Annotated in this window: 19 protein-coding genes; 4 read left to right on the top strand and 15 right to left on the bottom strand. The window is 68.7% G+C overall.

The genetic code is table 11. From position 1 onward, the window contains the following. Positions 1-59 precede the first annotated feature (59 nt). Positions 60-992 carry a LysR substrate-binding domain-containing protein gene (locus ABH933_RS24785; protein WP_429421098.1) on the bottom strand — a complete coding sequence of 311 codons (933 nt, stop codon included), beginning with the start codon at positions 990-992 and terminating at the stop codon, positions 60-62. 101 nt (positions 993-1,093) lie between these two features. On the opposite strand from ABH933_RS24785, the gene ABH933_RS24780 reads away from it, so the two are divergent. From ABH933_RS24780 to ABH933_RS24765, 4 genes are all read left to right on the top strand, one after another. Then, entirely contained in the window at positions 1,094-2,170 is a 1,077-nt protein-coding gene (locus ABH933_RS24780; RefSeq protein ID WP_429421099.1) for a YeiH family protein, read from the top strand. Positions 2,171-2,332: 162 nt separating this feature from the next. Further along, entirely contained in the window at positions 2,333-3,520 is a 1,188-nt protein-coding gene (locus ABH933_RS24775; RefSeq protein WP_429421101.1) for a L,D-transpeptidase, read from the top strand. Positions 3,521-3,643: 123 nt separating this feature from the next. After that, positions 3,644-3,958, top strand: coding sequence for a hypothetical protein (locus ABH933_RS24770; RefSeq protein WP_429421103.1), 315 nt, complete (start codon positions 3,644-3,646; stop codon positions 3,956-3,958). Next, positions 3,955-4,572: a carboxymuconolactone decarboxylase family protein gene (locus tag ABH933_RS24765; protein WP_429421105.1), complete on the top strand. Its 618-nt coding sequence runs from the start codon at positions 3,955-3,957 to the stop codon at positions 4,570-4,572. The genes ABH933_RS24770 and ABH933_RS24765 overlap by 4 nt, the downstream gene beginning before the upstream one ends. 29 nt (positions 4,573-4,601) lie before the next feature. Here ABH933_RS24765 and ABH933_RS24760 read toward each other — a convergent pair whose 3' ends face one another. Genes ABH933_RS24760 through ABH933_RS24695 form a run of 14 tightly spaced genes read right to left on the bottom strand, consistent with a single transcriptional unit; the run spans position 4,602 to position 17,644 of the window. Further along, entirely contained in the window at positions 4,602-5,390 is a 789-nt protein-coding gene (locus tag ABH933_RS24760; RefSeq protein ID WP_429421390.1) for a DUF6390 family protein, read from the bottom strand. 34 nt (positions 5,391-5,424) lie between these two features. Continuing rightward, positions 5,425-6,495: a hydrogenase expression/formation protein HypE gene (gene hypE, locus ABH933_RS24755; protein ID WP_429421107.1), complete on the bottom strand. Its 1,071-nt coding sequence runs from the start codon at positions 6,493-6,495 to the stop codon at positions 5,425-5,427. Next, positions 6,488-7,600, bottom strand: coding sequence for a hydrogenase formation protein HypD (gene hypD, locus ABH933_RS24750; protein WP_429421109.1), 1,113 nt, complete (start codon positions 7,598-7,600; stop codon positions 6,488-6,490). Before hypD ends, hypE begins: the two co-directional genes overlap by 8 nt. Next, a complete protein-coding gene (locus ABH933_RS24745) occupies positions 7,597-7,923 on the bottom strand; it encodes a HypC/HybG/HupF family hydrogenase formation chaperone (RefSeq protein ID WP_429421110.1) in 327 nt (108 codons plus the stop codon). The genes hypD and ABH933_RS24745 overlap by 4 nt, the downstream gene beginning before the upstream one ends. Positions 7,924-7,939: 16 nt before the next feature. Further along, positions 7,940-10,321 carry a carbamoyltransferase HypF gene (gene hypF, locus ABH933_RS24740; protein ID WP_429421112.1) on the bottom strand — a complete coding sequence of 794 codons (2,382 nt, stop codon included), beginning with the start codon at positions 10,319-10,321 and terminating at the stop codon, positions 7,940-7,942. Then, entirely contained in the window at positions 10,318-10,560 is a 243-nt protein-coding gene (locus ABH933_RS24735; RefSeq protein WP_215917484.1) for a HypC/HybG/HupF family hydrogenase formation chaperone, read from the bottom strand. Before ABH933_RS24735 ends, hypF begins: the two co-directional genes overlap by 4 nt. A gap of 3 nt (positions 10,561-10,563) precedes the next feature. Beyond that, positions 10,564-11,073, bottom strand: a complete 510-nt coding sequence (locus ABH933_RS24730; protein WP_429421114.1) for a hydrogenase maturation protease — start codon at positions 11,071-11,073, stop codon at positions 10,564-10,566. Between the two features lie 5 nt (positions 11,074-11,078). Then, positions 11,079-11,198 carry a DUF6893 family small protein gene (locus ABH933_RS24725; RefSeq protein WP_429421116.1) on the bottom strand — a complete coding sequence of 40 codons (120 nt, stop codon included), beginning with the start codon at positions 11,196-11,198 and terminating at the stop codon, positions 11,079-11,081. A 25-nt stretch (positions 11,199-11,223) separates the two neighbouring features. Further along, on the bottom strand, positions 11,224-12,564 hold the full coding sequence (locus ABH933_RS24720) for a hypothetical protein (RefSeq protein WP_429421118.1): 1,341 nt from the start codon (positions 12,562-12,564) through the stop codon (positions 11,224-11,226). Further along, positions 12,561-13,205, bottom strand: a complete 645-nt coding sequence (locus ABH933_RS24715; protein WP_429421120.1) for a DUF6084 family protein — start codon at positions 13,203-13,205, stop codon at positions 12,561-12,563. The genes ABH933_RS24720 and ABH933_RS24715 overlap by 4 nt, the downstream gene beginning before the upstream one ends. Continuing rightward, entirely contained in the window at positions 13,198-13,836 is a 639-nt protein-coding gene (locus ABH933_RS24710) for a DUF5947 family protein (RefSeq protein WP_429421121.1), read from the bottom strand. Before ABH933_RS24710 ends, ABH933_RS24715 begins: the two co-directional genes overlap by 8 nt. Then, positions 13,833-14,750 carry a NifU family protein gene (locus ABH933_RS24705; protein WP_429421123.1) on the bottom strand — a complete coding sequence of 306 codons (918 nt, stop codon included), beginning with the start codon at positions 14,748-14,750 and terminating at the stop codon, positions 13,833-13,835. Before ABH933_RS24705 ends, ABH933_RS24710 begins: the two co-directional genes overlap by 4 nt. 31 nt (positions 14,751-14,781) lie before the next feature. Next, positions 14,782-16,578: a nickel-dependent hydrogenase large subunit gene (locus ABH933_RS24700; protein ID WP_429421125.1), complete on the bottom strand. Its 1,797-nt coding sequence runs from the start codon at positions 16,576-16,578 to the stop codon at positions 14,782-14,784. A gap of 10 nt (positions 16,579-16,588) precedes the next feature. Continuing rightward, complete coding sequence (locus ABH933_RS24695; RefSeq protein ID WP_429421127.1) at positions 16,589-17,644, bottom strand: hydrogenase expression protein HypE; 1,056 nt, start codon at positions 17,642-17,644, stop codon at positions 16,589-16,591. Positions 17,645-17,671 lie beyond the last annotated feature (27 nt).

The following is a 17,671-nucleotide window of genomic DNA, read 5'->3' as shown; positions in this document are numbered from 1 at the left end:
TCCGTTGCGGTGCGGGGAAAACCATAACAGGCGCGCGGTTGGAAAGTGAAATCGCCTGGTCAGGAGGGTGGGGTGGGGGGTTGAGGGGAGCCGGACCAGTCGGCTACGAGGGTGCGGAAATCGGCCAGGGCACCTCGCCATTGGGTGTCGCCGCGCCAGATGGCGTGCCAGCGGCGGGTGAGGTCGATATCCGCGAGCGGGACCTCGACCAGTCGGCCGTCGCGTAGTTCCTGACTCACCACCAGTTCGCTCAGGACGGCGCCGAGTTCGCCTGCGGCGGCGGCGATCTTGACCGCGGCGTTGGTTTCCAGTTCCAGTGCGGGATCGGCCATCGGTGCGCCGACGGCGAGCTCGAGCGTCTCCCGGGTACCGGAGCCCTGCTGGCGGGTGACCAGCGGCAGTTGCGCCAATTCGCCTGCGGGGAGAGGGATTCGGCGGCGTGCCAGGCGGTGTGCCGGGCCGACGACGAGAACCAGGCGGTCGTGGGCGACCGGCTGACTGGACAGGTCGGTCGGCACCTGGGGAGTCTCGACGAATCCGAGGTCGATCTCGCGGCCGCGGACCGCGTCGATGACCATGGCCGAGCTGCCCACCAGAAAGTGGACCGGCGTGCCCGGTGTGCGCTGCCGGAATTCGGCGAGCCAGCGCGGCACGAGGTATTCCGCGACGGTCTGACTGGCGCCGATACGGATCTTGCTCGTGGCCTGTTCGCTCAGCGTCGACGCCCCGGTCAGCAGTGCATCGGCGGCCTCGACCACCCGGCGGCTCCACTCGGTCACCATGCGCCCGTGCGCGGTGAGCACCGCGCCGTGGCTGCGCCGGTCGAGCAACTCCAGGCGCAGGCGCGATTCCAGTACCTTGATGCGCTTGCTGGCGGCGGGCTGGCTGATCCGCTCGGCCCGAGCGGCGGCGGAAATGCTGCCGAGGTCGGCTATGAGAACCAGCACGCGCAGCGCCTCGAGATCGAGATCCAGCCTGGGTAACGCAATCATCAACCACCTCCGGCCCTCGATGCTACCTATAACCGGGGGTTATGGATCCAGTGGAAATCGCTCTCTACCGGCGGTCGGCCGTGGATAACAGGCTGGATGGCATGAGTCGGATCGCGGATGCCGTGCAGGTTACTTCGGAGGAGACGACCCGGCGGGGGCGCACGGCCCTGCTCGCGCGGCGGGTGCCGGGATTCGCCCTGGCGGTGCTGATCGCGGTCGTCGCGATGGTGATCGGCCGCCTGATTCCGGTCGTGGGAGCACCGGTGACCGGCGTGGTGATCGGCGCGGCGGTGGCGGCGATCCGCGCGCCGGGCCGGATGCTGCAGCCGGGAATCGAGCTGGCGTCGAAAATGGTGCTGCAGCTCGCGGTGGTGACGCTGGGCACCCAGCTCTCGCTGGCGCAGGTGGTCCACACCGGTTTCGCCTCACTGCCCGTGATGGTCGGTACCCTGGCTGCCTGCCTGGTGGCCGCGTACTTCGTGGGACGCTGGCTCGGCGTGGTGGGTGATCTTCGCACGCTCGTCGGCGTCGGCACCGGCATCTGCGGCGCCTCCGCGATTGCCGCGGTGACCCCGGTGATCGGTGCGGTCGGGGCCGACGTGGCCTATGCGGTGTCGACGATATTCCTGTTCAATATCGCTGCGGTACTGAGCTTTCCGGCGCTGGGGCACCTGCTCGGACTGGGGCAGCATGCCTTCGGGCTGCTCGCGGGCACGGCCGTCAACGACATGTCGTCGGTGGTCGCGGCCGCGAGCACCTACGGCGGGGTCGCGGCGAACTATGCGGTGGTGGTCAAGCTCACCCGGACGCTGTTCATCATTCCGATCTGCCTGGGGCTGGCCGCCTGGGTCGCGCGGCGGCGTTCGCGCTCGGGTGCGGACGCACCGGCGCGACGGACGCGGATCATTCGCCTGGTGCCCTGGTTTCTCGTGGCGTTCCTGGCCGCGGCGGCGCTGAACTCCGCCGGCCTGCTCGGCGCGGGGGTGCGGCACGGCATGGTCGGGGCATCGATGTGGTTGATCACGATCGCGCTGTCGGCGATCGGCCTGTCCACGGACGTGCGGGGGCTGCGTACCGCGGGCGCGCGGCCGCTGGTGCTCGGGGCGGTGCTGTGGGGCGTGGTCACGCTCACCAGCCTGGGCATGCAGTACCTGTTCATGGGCTCGATGCACAGCTGAAACCGGGCCGGTCGGTCGGCTTTTCGTCGTGTTTGCTGGGACTCGGAGGTTCCAGCTGGCACAATTAGCGCCGCGTAGTCTCGGCCGGATCCCTGCGGGTGTGGTGGTGAGAGCGCATCCGGGGCTGCCCCGGAGGCGCCCGAGTGCGGAACGGGGTTGCATATGCGCACAGTTCGGCAGTGGGGTGCGGCACTGGCCGTGCTGACCGCGGGGGCGTTGGTGGCGGGGTGCGGAGCGCCGGCGCAACCGGTCGGGGGGATGCCCGATTCGCCATCGATCTTCCAGATGCTCACCCCCAGGGTGGTCGCGCCGTTCGCCGACAGGGCGGTCGGAGTGCCTGTGGCCGATCCGCTGCAGGTGCGAGTCGAGAACGGCCGATTCACCGAGGTGTCCCTGATCAACCCCGACGGCATCCCGGTGTCGGGGCGCATCGCACCGGACGGCCGCTCCTGGCAGATCACCGAATCGCTGGGCTTCGGCCGCACCTACCACCTGCGGGCGGCTGCGCTGGGCATCGGCGGCCCGGCCTCGGCCGACATGACGTTCACCACCGTGCAACCGGACAACCGCACCCACCCGTGGCTGCTACCGGGGGAGAACGAGGTGGTGGGTATCGGTCAGCCGGTGGCCGTGCAGTTCGACGAGAACATCCCGAACCGGCGCGCGGTCCAGAACGCGATCAAGGTGACCACGGTGCCGCCGGTGGAGGGCGCCTTCTACTGGGTGAATCCGCGCGAGGTGCGGTGGCGCCCCGAGCATTTCTGGGCACCGGGCACCCGGGTCACCGTCGATGTGAACACCTACGGGCGCGACCTGGGCGGCGGACTGATCGGCGACAGCGAGATCCATTCCGGGTTCACCGTCGGTGACGCCCAGGTCTTCACCGCCGACGACAACACCAAGATGGTGACCGTCGAACAGAACGGCCAGGTGGTGCGCTCCATGGCGACGTCGATGGGCAAGAACTCCGCACCCACCGACAACGGCATCTACATCCTCAGCGACCGCTTCGACCACATGATCATGGACTCCTCGACCTACGGCGTCGCCGCCACCAGCCCCGGCGGATACCGCTCCCGGGTCGACTGGGCCACTCGCATGTCCTACAGCGGGATCTTCATGCACTCCGCGCCGTGGTCGGTCTGGGCGCAGGGCTCGGTCGACACCAGCCACGGGTGTTTGAACCTGAGTCCCGCGGATGCGCGATGGGTGTACGAGAACGCCAAGCGCGGGGATATCGCGATCGTGAAAAATACTGTGGGAGGGACGCTTTCGGGTGTCGACGGGCTGGGGGACTGGAATGTGCCGTGGCCGCAATGGAAGGCGGGCGACGCGGACATCCATCGCTGAGCCGTATCCCGCGGACCATCCTGGATCGTCGGCGACCGCGCTCGGCCGATCGCGAGGCACGGAACGAATCGTGCAGCGCAAGTATGGGGTTCGTCGAGCGTCTCGGTGTCGCATGATGGTTTCGTGAGATCACCAACGCAGCGATGGAACAGGTTCATCGAACACGTGCAATCGGCCTCCGCGGCGCTGCCGGCCGAGACGAGGAAGTCGATATTCGGCACCGCGGCAGGCCACGAGGCGACCGTTCCCGAAGACCTCGGCCCGTTCGTCGATACCGTGGCTCGCCATGCCTACCGAGTCACCGACGACCAGGTCGCGGGCTTGCGCGCGGCGGGGCGCTCGGACGACGAGATCTTCGAGGCGACGGTGGTCGCGGCGGCCGGCGCCGCCGACCGGCGGTTGCGGGCCGCGCTGCGCGCGATGCAGGGGCGCCGATGAGGATCGAAGCCCTCGAGCGGGGCCACGATCTGGCGGGTCGCTGGACGCTGCGCACCATGCGCGCCCTCGGCCGGATGGAGGTGCCCGATGTCATCAAGGTCATGTTCTACCGGCATCGATACTTCGGCACGCCGTTCAGCGACCTGCTGCAGGATCTCATGCGCGGGCCCTCGGAGTGGACGATCGGCGAGCGAGAGTTGTTCGCCACCTTCACCTCCGCCCGCAATCAGTGCGAATTCTGCCGGACCTGCCATCAGGTGGTCGCCGAGAGCTATCAACCACGAGAACTGGTGATTCGCGCGCTCGAGCGGCCCGCCGATTCGGGCCAGCGCCCCGAAGTCGTTGCGGTACTGGACTTCCTGGAGAAGCTGGCGGAAGCACCGGATGATGTCGAGCCCGATGATGTCGATCGGGTCCGGCGGGCCGGAGTGACCGATTCGGCGCTCGAGCAGGCCATTCGAATCAGCGCGGCCTTCCATGTCATCAACAGGATCATGGACACCGTGGGCGGCATTCCGCCGCGAGGTCGTCAATTGCCAATGACCCGCTGGGTCCTGCGTCGCCTGGGGTACACCACGTTTCCGACCGTGAAGTACCTGTCGTTCGCGCGATGATGCTCAGCTCTCTCGGTCGCGCCGGGTACCTAACCGTGCGGATCGCCGGCGGGCAACGGTCCCTCCAGTCGGCGGTTGGTCATCGCCAGTTGGCGGTCGGTGCTGGTCGCGAGATTGTGGAGCTGGTCGGGGGTGAGGCGGCCGCACGGGTGGTTCCAGTGCAGGGCGATGATGTCACCGGGGGTGGCGTCCGGTATGGCGTCGTAGTCGTCGTCGGCCGCCGGAAGATGGCGGATCTCGGGGGTGGACAGCGTCAGGCGGTGGCCGTCCCAGTGCAGTGGGCGGATGCGGACGGTGAGTTCGGGGCCGTCGCGGGCGACGACCAGCGCAGGAGAGATGCGGCAGCTGTCGAGCACGTGTACGGCGGTCTCGTCCGCGCCGCGGCCCAGGAGCCTGGTCCACGGGTACACCCCGAAGACGTGGAACCCGTGATCGGGCGCAGCCTCCTCGGTCAGTTCCGCGGTCAGGTGCGTCCAATAGTGTCCTGCGACAGGGCCGATCACGGCCAGCAGCTCGCGCAGGAACGTCGCGCGATCCAGCGCCGCGCCGACTCCTCCTCCGTGCCAGTACGATTCGACGAGCCTGCCGTCCAGCGGATCGGAAATGCCACACAGCCTTCCCATCACCCGCAGGTAGGGCCACACGCCGGTGAATTGTCGTGCCGCGGCGCGGATCTCCTCGGGGGAGCCGGCGCGCAGGGCGAGCGTGCCGGGCGGTCCGCAGTAGCCGAGCGCGTTGGGGGCGTAGGCATATCGGGCGAACATCCAGATACCGGCCTCGCGTGTGCGAGCCGGGGACGATGCGGCGGGCGGTGCGATGGACGACCTCCTTATCTCTAATTCTTGTGGTGAGTCAGCAGATTCGCGGTAGCTGCTCGCCGATCGGCAGGTCCACCACGCGAGTGCCGCCCAGCGCGGTCCGGGCCACGACCATGCCCGGATGCTCGGCCACGCACGTGCCGATCCGTTCGGCGCGCGCGCCCAGCGGATGATCGCGCATGGCGGCGAGCACGCGGTCGGCGTCCCGGGCCGGGACGAAGGCGATCAGCTTGCCCTCGTTCGCGACGTAGAGCGGATCCAGGCCCAGCAGCCCGCAGGCGTCGCGGACGCCCGGCGGGATCGGAATCCTGGTCTCGTCCAGCCTCACCCCGGTGCCCGCCGCCCGGGCGATCTCATTGAGGCTCGCCGCGACGCCGCCGCGCGTGGGGTCGCGCAGCACATGGATATCCGCGCCGGTGGCCAGCATCGCGGCAACCAGCCCGTGCAGGGCCGCGGTGTCGCTGCACACCGTGGTCTCGAATTCGATGCCCTCGCGCCGGCTCAGCACCGCGACGCCGTGCAGTCCGATCTCGCCGCTGACCAGCACCGCGTCGCCGGGGCACGCGCGCTGGGGACGAATGTCCACGCTCTCGTCCAGCACCCCGATGCCCGTGGTGTTCACGTAGACGCCGTCACCGTGCCCGGCGTCGACGACCTTGGTATCGCCGGTGACCAGGGTGACGCCCGCGGTCAGGGCGGCCGTGCCCATGGCGGTGGCGACGCGGGCGATCTCGGACAGCGGCGTGCCCTCCTCGAGGATGAACGCGGTCGAGAGCACCAGCGGACGGGCGCCGGACATCGCCAGGTCGTTGACGGTGCCGTTGACCGCTAGATCGCCGATGGAGCCGCCGGGGAAGTTCATCGGTTTGACGACGAACGAGTCCGTGCTGAACGCCAGCCGGGTGTCGCCGATCGGGACCACGGCCGAATCACCCATTTCCGCCTGGGCGGCCGGGCCGAATGCGGGCAGGAACAGGTGCTCGATGAGCTCGCCGGACATCGCTCCGCCGCCGCCGTGCCCCATGACGATGTTCGGCGAATCCCGCAGCGGCATGGGGCAGACCCAGTTCTCCATGTCGATGGCGGGAGTTTCGGTTTCAGGCATGAGCCACCTCCGCCGGGAGATCCAGGCGCCGGTACAGGTAGTAGGCGGCGCACGCGCCCTCGGAGGACACCATAGTGGCGCCCAGCGGATTTCGCGGGGTGCACTGCTTGCCGAAGGCGGCGCACTCGTTGGGCTTGATCAACCCCTGCAGCACCTCGCCCGAGCGGCAGATCGTGGATTCGGCGGTATGCAGATCCCCGACCGCGAAACGGTCCTCGGCGTCGTATTCGCGATAGCGCGGCGAGAGCTTCCAGCCGCTGCCCGGGATGACGCCGATGCCGCGCCAGGCGCGGTCGGTCACCTCGAAGACGTCGGCCAGCATCGCCTTTGCCGCCGGATTGCCCTCGGGCGCAACGACACGCGGGTAGGCGTTCTCCATCTCGTGCCTGCCCGATTCCAGCTGGATCACCGTCCGGCGGATGCCCTCGAGAATGTCCAGCGGCTCGAATCCGGTGACCACCACCGGAACCCGGTACTTCTCGGCGAGCGGGGGATATTCCTGGGTGCCCATGACGGTGCACACGTGCCCCGCCGCGAGGAAGCCCTGCACCCGGCAGGTCGGCGACTCCATGATCGCGGCGATCGCCGGCGGCACGAGCACGTGCGAGACCAGCAGCGAGAAGTTGCGTATGCCAAGGCGTTTGGCCTGGTACACGGTCATGGCGTTGGCTGGTGCGGTGGTTTCGAAGCCGATGCCGAAGAACACCACCTCGCGGTCGGGTTCGGTGCGGGCGATCTCGAGCGCGTCCAGGGGCGAGTAAACCACCCGGACGTCCCCGCCCTCGCTCTTGACCCGGAACAGGTCCTTCGAGCTGCCGGGGACCCGGAGCATGTCGCCGAACGAGCAGAAGGTGACGTTCGGTCGCGCCGCGATCTCGAGCGCCTTGTCGATCACCTCGAGCGGCGTGACGCACACCGGGCAGCCGGGGCCGTGGATCATCTCGATCTGATCGGGAAGCAGCTGATCGATGCCGTGCCTGATGATCGAATGCGTCTGTCCACCACAGACTTCCATGATGGACCAGCGCTTGGTGGTGACCTTGCGGATCCGATCGAGCAGGCCCGCGGCCAGCTCCGGATTGCTGAATTCGTCGAGATACTTCACGATCGGACCTCCGGATTCTCGGGTGGTTGGGTGGCGCGGGGATCGTCCAGGCCCGCCTGTGCCGCGGCGCGCGCGAAGCCGTCGCCGAACTCCTCGTTCAGGACGCCCAGATGTTCGAACTCGGCGAGGGTGCGCAGGGCGGACTGCTCGTCGAGGCGCTGGAGCGCGAAGCCGACATGGACGATGACGTAATCGCCTGGCGCAATGTCGGGGATGTACTGCACGCACACGTCCTTGTGCAGACCGCCGAAGTCGACGACGGACATCATCGTGCCGTCGCGCTCGTGCAGGCTGAGTACCTTTCCCGGGACCGCTAGACACATGTCGTACTCCTTCCGCTCAGCTCGCCCCGGCGGCGAGCAGCTGACCGAACGCGAGGCCGCCGTCGTTGGGCGGCAGTCGGTGATGGCTCAGGACGGTGAAGCCGTTGTCGTGCAACAACCGCCGCGTGGCGCTCAGCAGCAGCGCATTCTGGAACACGCCACCGGCCAGGGCCACGGTCGTGTCCGGCGGCGCGGCGCGCACCGCGACGTCGAGCACCAGGTGCGCCACCGCGTCGTGGAATTGGGCCCCGATCGCGGCGGGCGAAATCCCCTGCCGCGCATCGGCGATGACCGCCGCAAGCACCGGCGCCGGATCGATCTCCGCGTTCTCGAGATCCTCCGGCAGCCCGAATCGATAACGGGCGCCATCGGATTCGGCCACCCGGGACAGGCCCTCCAGCTCGATCGCGGCCTGCGCCTCGTAGTCGACGGTGTGCCGCACCCCGGCCAGCGAGGCGACCGTGTCGAACAACCGGCCCATGCTCGAGGTGGGAACACAGCCGAATCCGGTCTCGAGTTGTCGTGCCAGTACCGTGCGTTCCGCCGGCGAGCAGGCCCGCACCGCGGCGATATCGTCGGACCATTCGATTCCGGCGGCCCACAGGTGCGCCAGCGCCATCCGGTACGGCCGGCGCACGGCGGCGTCGCCACCGGCCAGCGGTACGTATCGCAGATGCGCCAGGCGGCGGAACCCCTTGTACCCCGCGAGCAGCACCTCACCGCCCCAGATCGCGCCGTCGGGGCCGAAACCCGTGCCGTCGAAGGCGAATCCGAGCACCGAGACGTCAAGGTCGAGGCCGTGCTCGCCCATCACCGCGCAGATGTGGGCGTGGTGGTGCTGCACCAGGTGTACCGGGAGCGCACCGGCATGGCGGCGGGCCCACTCGGTCGAGCGGTAGCGCGGATGTGCGTCCGCGGCGAACTGCACGGGATGCACCGCGGTGAGTTCCTCGAGGTGGTGTTCGGTCTCGGTGAAGGCGCGCAGGGTGGCCAGGTCGTCCATGTCGCCGACGTGCTGGCTCAGCCAGGCGTAGCGGCCCTGCGCCACCGCGCAGGTGTTCTTGAGGTCCGCCCCGACGGCAAGGGTCGCCGGAATCGCCGCGGGCAGTGTGAGAGGCAGCGGGGCGTAGCCGCGCGAGCGGCGGACCGGCAGCTCGAGCCCGTCCACCACGCGTATCACCGAATCGTCGCAGGGCACCAGGATGCGGCGGTCGTGGGACAGGATGGCGTCGGCCAGCCCACTCAGCCGGTCCCGGGCGTCGGCGTCGTCGTAGCAGATCGGTTCGCCACCAAGGTTTCCCGAGGTCATCACCAGTGTCTGTGGACCGGGCGAATCGCCCGGCAGGCCGAACAGCAGCAGATGGATCGGCGTATAGGCCAGCAGCACACCGAGATCGGGATTGCGCGGCGCGACGGCCTCGACAGGGTAGGCGGTGTCGCGCCTGGGGAGCAGGACGATCGGGCGGGCGGACCCGGTCAGCAGAGCGGCTGCAGTATCGTCCACCTCGACGATCTCCCGCGCGGCATCGAGGCCCGGCACCATTACGGCGAAGGGCTTGTCGCCACGGCGCTTTCGCCGGCGCAGCTCGGTGACGGCGGCGGAATTTCCGGCATCACAGGCCAGGTGATAGCCACCGATACCCTTGACCGCGAGAATTCCACCGCGGCGCAGCAGGTCCCGTGCGGCCGCAATCGGGTCGACGGCGAGCACGGCATCCGGCTTGCGCGGACCGGTCGAGCTCGAGTCGGATATGCCTGCCCTGGAATCACCTGAAGCTGTGCCGTCCGTAGTGGGCTCGCGCTGTTCGGCAGAACCTATCTCCGAATAGCTCAGTGTGGGACCGCAATCGGGGCAGGCGATCGGCTGGGCGTGGAAGCGCCGGTCGCTCGGATCGGCGTATTCGCGGGCACAGGCCGCGCACATGGGGAACTCCGCCATCGAGGTGCCGGACCGGTCGTAGGGCAGCGTGGCGATGATGGTGAACCGGGGGCCGCAGTTGGTGCAGTTGACGAAGGGATGCCGATAGCGGCGGTTCGCCGGATCGCGCAGCTCGGCCTCGCAGTCGGCGCACAGGGCCACGTCGGGGGAGGCCAGGGTACGCCCGCCGCCGCGGGTGGTCTCGGCGATGTGGAATCCGGTGCCGCCGCGGACCGGGATCTCGGCCTGCTCGACCGATTCGATGACCGCGAGCGGTGGCGGCCGGGTTCGCAGCCGCCGCGCGAATTCGTCGAGATCCGCTGGCGCACCCTCGATCTCGATGAATACCCCGGAGCTGTCGTTGGATACCCGGCCGGACAGGGCGAGCTCGGCGGCGGTGGTGTAGACGAAGGGCCGCATGCCCACGCCCTGGACCACGCCGCGGACGGTCAGGCGGCGGCGGATCCGGCCGGTGCTCACGGCTCCTCCCCGGAGCCGAGCAGCCGCAGTCCGGCCATCGCGGCGGCCGCGCCGTCCGCGTCGGTCTTCTCCACCGCCAGGCCCATGTGGATGATCACCCAGTCGCCGGGCCGTGCCGGATTCTCCTCCAGCAGACCGATATTCACCCTCCGCCGCTCACCGGAGACGTCGACCAGGGCGACCTGGTCGTGGTAGCCGTCGAGGATCTCCACGACCCGGCCCGGGATTCCGAGGCACATCGCTCACACCTCCTGTCGATCCAGCAGATCGGCCAGCACCGTTTCGATCGCGGCCACGGCGGGCGTGACCGCCGCCGCGACGGGGCCGCTGAGCCCGATGCCCTCGGCCACCGTTTCGACCCGGCAGCCCACGATCACGGTCGGCGGGACGACCCCGCCCAGCGTGCGCACAGCGGCGAAGACGGCCTCGGGATCCATCGCGTGCGCGTCGAGACCGCCTGCGCGGCCTCCACTGTCGGAGTTCGAACCGCTGTCCGTGCGGCTCGCCCCGGGTTCGGCGCGCAGGATCTCGATGGTTCCCGGCGTGCCCCGGCGGGGCAGCGCGTCCACCAGTACCAGCGCATCCCAGCCGTCGAGCAGGTCGTAGGCCAGGTGCATGCCGCGGATCCCGTAGTCGCGCACGCACACATCCGGTCCGGGGTCCGCGCGCAACCGCCGGACCACCTCGGATCCGAATCCGTCGTCGCCGAGAAAGATGTTGCCGATCCCGGCGACCAGCACGCGGCCGCTCATCCGCGTCACATGTGCCGAATCTTCAGGTAGCGCCGGAGATCCGGGATCGAGCGGATGCCGGCGGCTGCCACCGTCAGCACGATCACTGCGACGATGACGGTCGCGATAATTCCTACGGTTTCCATGGCGGAGTGTTCCTTTCGTGGGTTCTCAGTACTGCGGGTGCGGGGTGTCCAGCGGCTCGATCTCGTCGGGGGCGAAATACAGGTAGCGGCCGTACCATTCGTGCAGATCCGCGGCGGGATCGTCCTCGACGACCACGCCGATGTGCACCTCTCCGTCGACGTCCTCGTGCACGGTGACCACCCGCGCGGTCCGTCCGGCGTAGAACAGGTCGTGCGCGTCGGCGCGCCGGGCCGGGTGCAGGCGTACCCGGCTGTCCTTGTGCACCAGCACACCGGCGATCGGCACAGCATCGGAGTCGGGTGCAACGGCGTTGTCGGCGAGCGGATCCCACCAATCGATGCCGTCGGGGACGGAGGGCAGCACCCGGGGACCACCCGCGGCGGGATCGCGCAGCACGCCGTGCAGCTGCCGCATCTGCTCGGGAGTCATGGCCTCGCAACGGTCGATGATCTGCGCCGCACGCGGGTCGGTCGCCCGGGCCTGACGCTTCTCCTCGTCGGTCAGCGTCATCACGCGCAGGGTGAGGATCTCGTCGATCTCGGTCGAGTCGAACAGGGGAATCTCGCTCTGCTCGGCGACCTCCGGGTGGTCGTAGAGGATGATCGGCGAAATCAGCAGCAGCGCATGGGATCCGACCGGGCCCGCGAGCACCGGGAAGCACCGGTGCTGCACGCAGGCCGCGGCTGCCGGGGCCGCGGCCGGTGCGGGGTCCAGCAGGGATACGAAAGCGCCGTCGGTGATTTCGGCGATCAGGTGCGCACCGATGAAGGAGTGCGCGATGGCATCGTCCCGGTCCGCGGCGGCCGGCCCGGTGTTCCGGGCGACGACGGTGCAACGCCGCATGCCGTCCACATCGTCGACGGTGAGCTCGAGCCGCCCTGCAAGTGACCTCCGCTCCCGCACTATTCGGCCGACGGGGTCGCTTGCCGGGATCTCCTCGGCCTCGCGGTCGCCGTCGACTTGCAAGTCGAAGGCGTTGTTGCACACTGCGATCGGACCGAGGACGATCTCCTGCTCGATCGCCTCGTCCCAGCTGAGCCACGATTGCCCGCCCACCGACATCTCGGTGACGGCCTGCCCGGCCGGGTCGATGATCGTGCGCCGCTGCAGCTGCAGGAATCGCACGGCCAGTGTGAGAGTGGCCGCGGGCTCCGCCTCGACGAGGAACTGTGCCGACAGCCCGGAACCCTCGCCCAGGCCCGCCTCCTCGGCTCCGGGCGGGCCGAGCACCCCGAACTGCCAGCGGGACTGATTCTTTCGCGCGCTCGCCCGATAGGGGTAGAGCAGATATCCCTCGTACAGGACGGCATCGGCCACCGCGCGAGCCCCGGCCCACGCGCCCTGCCCGTATCCGGCCGCGCTCACGGTCGTTCCTCCTGGTGAGCGGCCAGCAATGCGGCCACGGTCTCGTCGTAGCCGAGCAGGCCGTGCAGGGCCTTGAAGGCGGTGAGCTGCTCGAGCGTTTCGCGCGAGAGCCGCAGCCATCCGGTATTCGGGAAGTGCGCGGCCATCAGGTCCTGCCACACCGCGACGGGCATGTCGAACGGGTCGTTGCGATCCCAGGGCACCTGCTGGACGGTGAATCCGCCGGCGCCCCTGCTGAATACCGTCCCGCTGAACAGGAATACGAGCGGCGCGGTGCCGGTCCGCAGGGCATGCATGTACTTGGAACCGGCCACCTCGAGGTCGTAGGTGCACGGCATCGGCAGGTCGATCTCGGCGCCGCCGTCGAACCCGGGAACCATGGTGGCGCAGTGCATCCAAAGGAACGTGCGCTGGGTATCGTGCCAGCGCTCGCGCGGCCCGAACAGGTCCAGCAGGCCCGCGCCCTCCTCGTCGGAATAGGCCCTGCGGCGCGGTTCGATCCGGACCTGGGCACGCAATGCGATGGCGTGCACCGGCTCGTCGGTGACCGCGGCGATGCCCACTCGCGCGGAGAGCATCGGCGTCACCGCGTAAGGCTCGGGCCGGATCTCCAACACCGCGAAGGTGACCGCGTCACTCATAATCGCCCCTGCCCGGCCGGGCACGGGCCGCGGTGGCCGCGAAGAACTCGTCGAGGTAACGCCGGGCGTCCTGGCCGCCGTCGAATCCGCGCCACAGCAGCCGCATTCGCCCGACGAACTCGTAGCAGGCATCAATGGGCAGCAGCAGGCAGGCCCCCGCCGTGTCGCGGTCGGGGCGGCGGATCAGCAGCGCCTCCACATCGGGGGCGAGCGTGCCGAGCTCGGGATGCCGGTCCACGATCGCGCGCCAACGCTCCATCGGCAGTTCGGATTCGGTGGCTCCGGCGGGCCCGGGATAGAATGCGACGGTGCGATCGAGCGTGGAATTGCGGAAGAAGAAGGCCAGGCCCACCGGGATTTCCAGCTCGTCCCATTCGGACGCGTCGATCACAACGCCGGGAAAGGCGAGATACCGGTCGGGCACCGCGCGATAGCGCAGCGCCGCGGCCTGATCGGTGAACAGTAGATAGCAGGCCCGGCACACGCAGAGCAGCTGCCTGCCTTCGGTATTCACCACGTGCTGGTGCTCTCCGGGAATCGCCTCCGCGCACATCTCGCACCGTTCGCCCGCGGGCGTCGGAGCGGGCTGCGTGTCCGCCAGCCGCCGCAGGATTTGGAACGAGGAGTTCATCCCGCCACCCCCGCGGGAACGGCCACCGACAGTTCGCCGTCGCGGACGAGAACGGGCAGCGGATCGAGGTGCCCGCTCCCATCGACCCTCGCCCCGGCGTGCACGGCGTCGTAGTGTGCCTGGCAGACCGGACAGCGCAGCACCGCGTCACCGACCGGGAATCCCATGCGGCGGTGCAGGACCGCGCCCGCGAGCGAGTTGTCGCACGCCGGGCAGTGGTCGCGGTAGACGTAGAGCTCGGTGCCGATGCGGCAGGCCAGCACGGCCTGCCCGGCGATGGAAAATCCGCCGACCTCGCCGGGGGACAGCCCGGCCAGTTCGGGGACCGCGATCCAGCTGCCGGTCCGCGGCGCGGCATCGCGCACGCGGGTGAACAGCGAATCGGCCGAGAACACGCTTGGGTCCGAATCCGGTTCGGCGGCAACCACTTCGATCGCATCGATCTCGGGCGCCGCGGCGCGCACGGCCTCCTCGACGGCGAGCTCGAGCGTCACCGACGACGACGGGCAGGTACGGCAGCTCCCGGCCAGCGCCAGCCGCACCACCCCGTCCTCGACGCCGAGCAGGGTCACGTCGCCGCCGTGTGAGCCCAGGTACGGCCGCACGCTGTCGAGCGCGGCCCCCACCCGGGTGCGAACGCCCTGCGGGTGCAGGCCGTGCACGAGCAGCAGGCTCGCCACCAGATCGTCCGCGGCCAGCAGCTCGGCCGTGGGCTCGTCGAGCACCGCGACGATCCGCGCCAGCCCCGCGCCGTACAGCTCGACCACCTCGTGGAGCAGCTGTTCGGCGCGGTCGCGGGCGGCGGTGCCGCCCGCGGCGCACGCGTCCAGGAGCGTCTCGATCCGATCGCCGGCCTCGCGCCAGCGGTCGGGCGCTGCGGCGTCGTTCCGGTCGGCCGGGTGATCGTTCACCATGTACCTCTCCCGTCGCCGGGCCGACCCGGGACTACTCCGCGGTCAGCGTCTGGGTGGGGGAGTGCAGGGTTTCCAACGTCTTCCCGTTGCCCAGATACATGTGCACCCCGCACGGCAGGCACGGATCGAAGCTACGCACCGTGCGCATGACGTCGATGCCCTTGAAGTGCTCGCGATCGTTCTCCTCGAAGATCGGCTGGCCCTGCACCGCGTCCTCATAGGGCCCCGGAGTGCCGAAGCTGTCCCGCGGGCTGGCGTTCCAGGGCGTCGGCGGATACGGATGGTAATTGGCGATCTTGCCGTTCCGGATCACCATGTGGTGCGAGAGCACACCGCGCACGGCCTCGGTGAAGCCGCAGCCGATGCTCTCGTCGGGCACCTCGAAGCTCTCCCAGGTCTTGGTCCGCCCGGCGCGGATCTCCTCGAGCGCCTTCTCGGCGAAGTGCAGCGCGCATGCTGCGGCGTACGCCTGGAAGTAGGTGCGCGCCCGATCGCGCTCGATCGTGTTGCTGCCGTGCGCGGGGATCTTCCACTCCAGCTCGACCGGGCCCTTCAGCGCGGTCTTGGGCAGGTTGATCTGCACGCTGTGCCCGGTGGACTTCACGTAGCCGATGTCGACCAACTCGGCCAGCGCCGTGGACCACAGCCGGGCCAGCGGCCCGCCGCCGGTGTCGAGCGCGAGGTGATTCTTGCCGTCGAACCAGCGCGGCGACATCACCCAGCTGTACTTGTCGTCCAGGTCGCGCTTCTGCGGCTTGGGGTTGGTGTGCTGGTTCCAGGGGTGCCGCCGGTCCACCGGATTGCCGAGCGGATCGGTCTTCACGAACATCTCCTGGTCGGACCAGTCCTCGTAATACGAACTGCCCAAAAGGATTCGGAGGCCGAGGTTGATATCCACCAGGGAGGTGGTGACCAGTTTGCCGTCGACCACCACGCCGGGGGTGACGAACATCTTGCGGCCCCAGTTCTCCATGTCCTTGTAGGCGAAGTTGCACACCTCGGGATCCTGGAACGAACCCCAGCAGCCGAGCAGGGTGCGGCGCAGGCCGACCTGTTCGTAGCCGGGCAGGGCCTCGTAGAAGAAGTCGAACAGGTCGTCGTGCATCGGCACGACCTTCTTCATGAATTCGACGTAGCGCATCAGCCGGGACATGTAGTCGGTCATCAGCTGGATCGTCGCCACCGTGCCCACACCGCCGGGATACAGCGTCGAGGGGTGCACATGCCTGCCCTCCATCAGGCAGAACATCTCCCGGGTGTACCGGCTGACCTGCAGGGCCTCGCGGTAGAACTCACCGGTGAACGGGTTCAGCGCGCGCATGATGTCCGCGACGGTGCGGTACCCGTGCGCGTCCGCGTGCGGCGCCAGCGCCGTCTCGGCGCGGGCCAGGACGCCCGGATTGGTCTCGGCGACCATCTTCTCGCAGAAGTCCACGCCGACCAGATTCTCCTGGAAGATGTTGTGGTCGAACATGTATTCCGCGGCCTCGCCGAGGTTGACGATCCATTCGCCCAGATGCGGCGGCTTCACCCCGTAGGCCATGTTCTGGCAGTAGCACGAGCAGGTGCAGTGATTGTCGCCGCAGATGCCGCAGATTCGGCTGGTGATGAAGTGCGCGTCGCGAGGATCCTTGCCGCGCATGAAGATCGAGTAGCCGCGGAAGATCGAGGAGGTGCTGTGACACTCGACCACCTCGCGATTGTCGAAGTCGATCTTCGTGTATATGCCCAGGCTGCCGACGATGCGTGTGATCGGATCCCACGCCATCTCCACGAGGGCATCCGGGTCGATCTTGCGGTGCGACGGTTCCGGGATGATCTGAGTCATCGCAGTCCTCCTACCATGTGCGCGTCGCGCCGGTCTCCAGCGCGGTGCCCCGATGCCGCCAGTGCGGCTCCTTGTCGACCGTGCGGGTCGTGACGTGGCGCAGACTGCGGATCACCGATCCGTACAGCCCCGATGCGGTGGACGAGAACTTGCCGCCTGGCGGCTCGTCCATGAACGGCATGAACTTGTCCGGGAAGCCGGGCATGGTGCATCCGATGCAGATGCCGCCCACGTTCGGGCAGCCGCCGACCCCGTTGATCCAACCACGCTTGGGCACATTGCATTTCACCACCGGACCCCAGCAGCCCAGCTTCACGATGCACTTGGGCGAGCCGTATTCGGTGGCGAAATCACCCTGCTCGTAGTATCCGGCGCGGTCGCAGCCCTCGTGCACAGTCGCACCGAAAAGCCAAGTGGGGCGCAATGATTCGTCCAGCGGAATCATCGGGGCCTGGCCGGTGGCCATGTAGAGCAGGTAGGTCAGCGTCTCGGACAGGTTGTCCGGTTGGATGGGGCAGCCGGGCACGCAGACGATCGGGATGCCCGCCTTGCTCTTCCACTTCCAGCCCAGATAGTCGGGCACCCCCATCGCACCGGTCGGGTTTCCGGCCATGGCGTGGATGCCGCCGTAGGTGGCGCAGGTGCCGACGGCGACGACCGCCGTCGCCTTGGGCGTCAGCCGATCGAGCCATTCGCTGGTGGTCATGGGCTGGCCGGTGGCGGGGTTGTTGCCGAAGCCGCACCAGTACCCCTCGGTGTGCAGCTGCTCGTTCGGGATCGAGCCCTCCACGACGAGCACGAACGGCTCCAATTCGCCGCGGTCGGCCTTGAAGAACCACTCGAGGAAGTCGTCGGCGCCGCCGGTGGGGCCGCATTCGTAATCGATCAGCGGCCAGTGGACCGCAATCTTGGGGAGACCAGGCAGCGATCCCAGCGCGATTTCCTCGATGCTGGGTTGAGTGGCGGCAGTCAACGCCACGGAATCGCCATCACAACTGAGCCCGGCGTTTATCCACAGAACATGGATCAAGGCCTGTTCGGCTTCGACTGCTTCGCGAGTTGGCATGGAGTGCCACCATTCTTGAAGCGGATG

Origin of the sequence: Nocardia sp. GP40 (assembly GCF_050434125.1) — a bacterium.
Classification (GTDB): domain Bacteria; phylum Actinomycetota; class Actinomycetes; order Mycobacteriales; family Mycobacteriaceae; genus Nocardia; species Nocardia albiluteola.
Note: the sequence above shows the minus strand (reverse complement) of the source record. Positions and strands in the feature narration are given on the sequence as shown.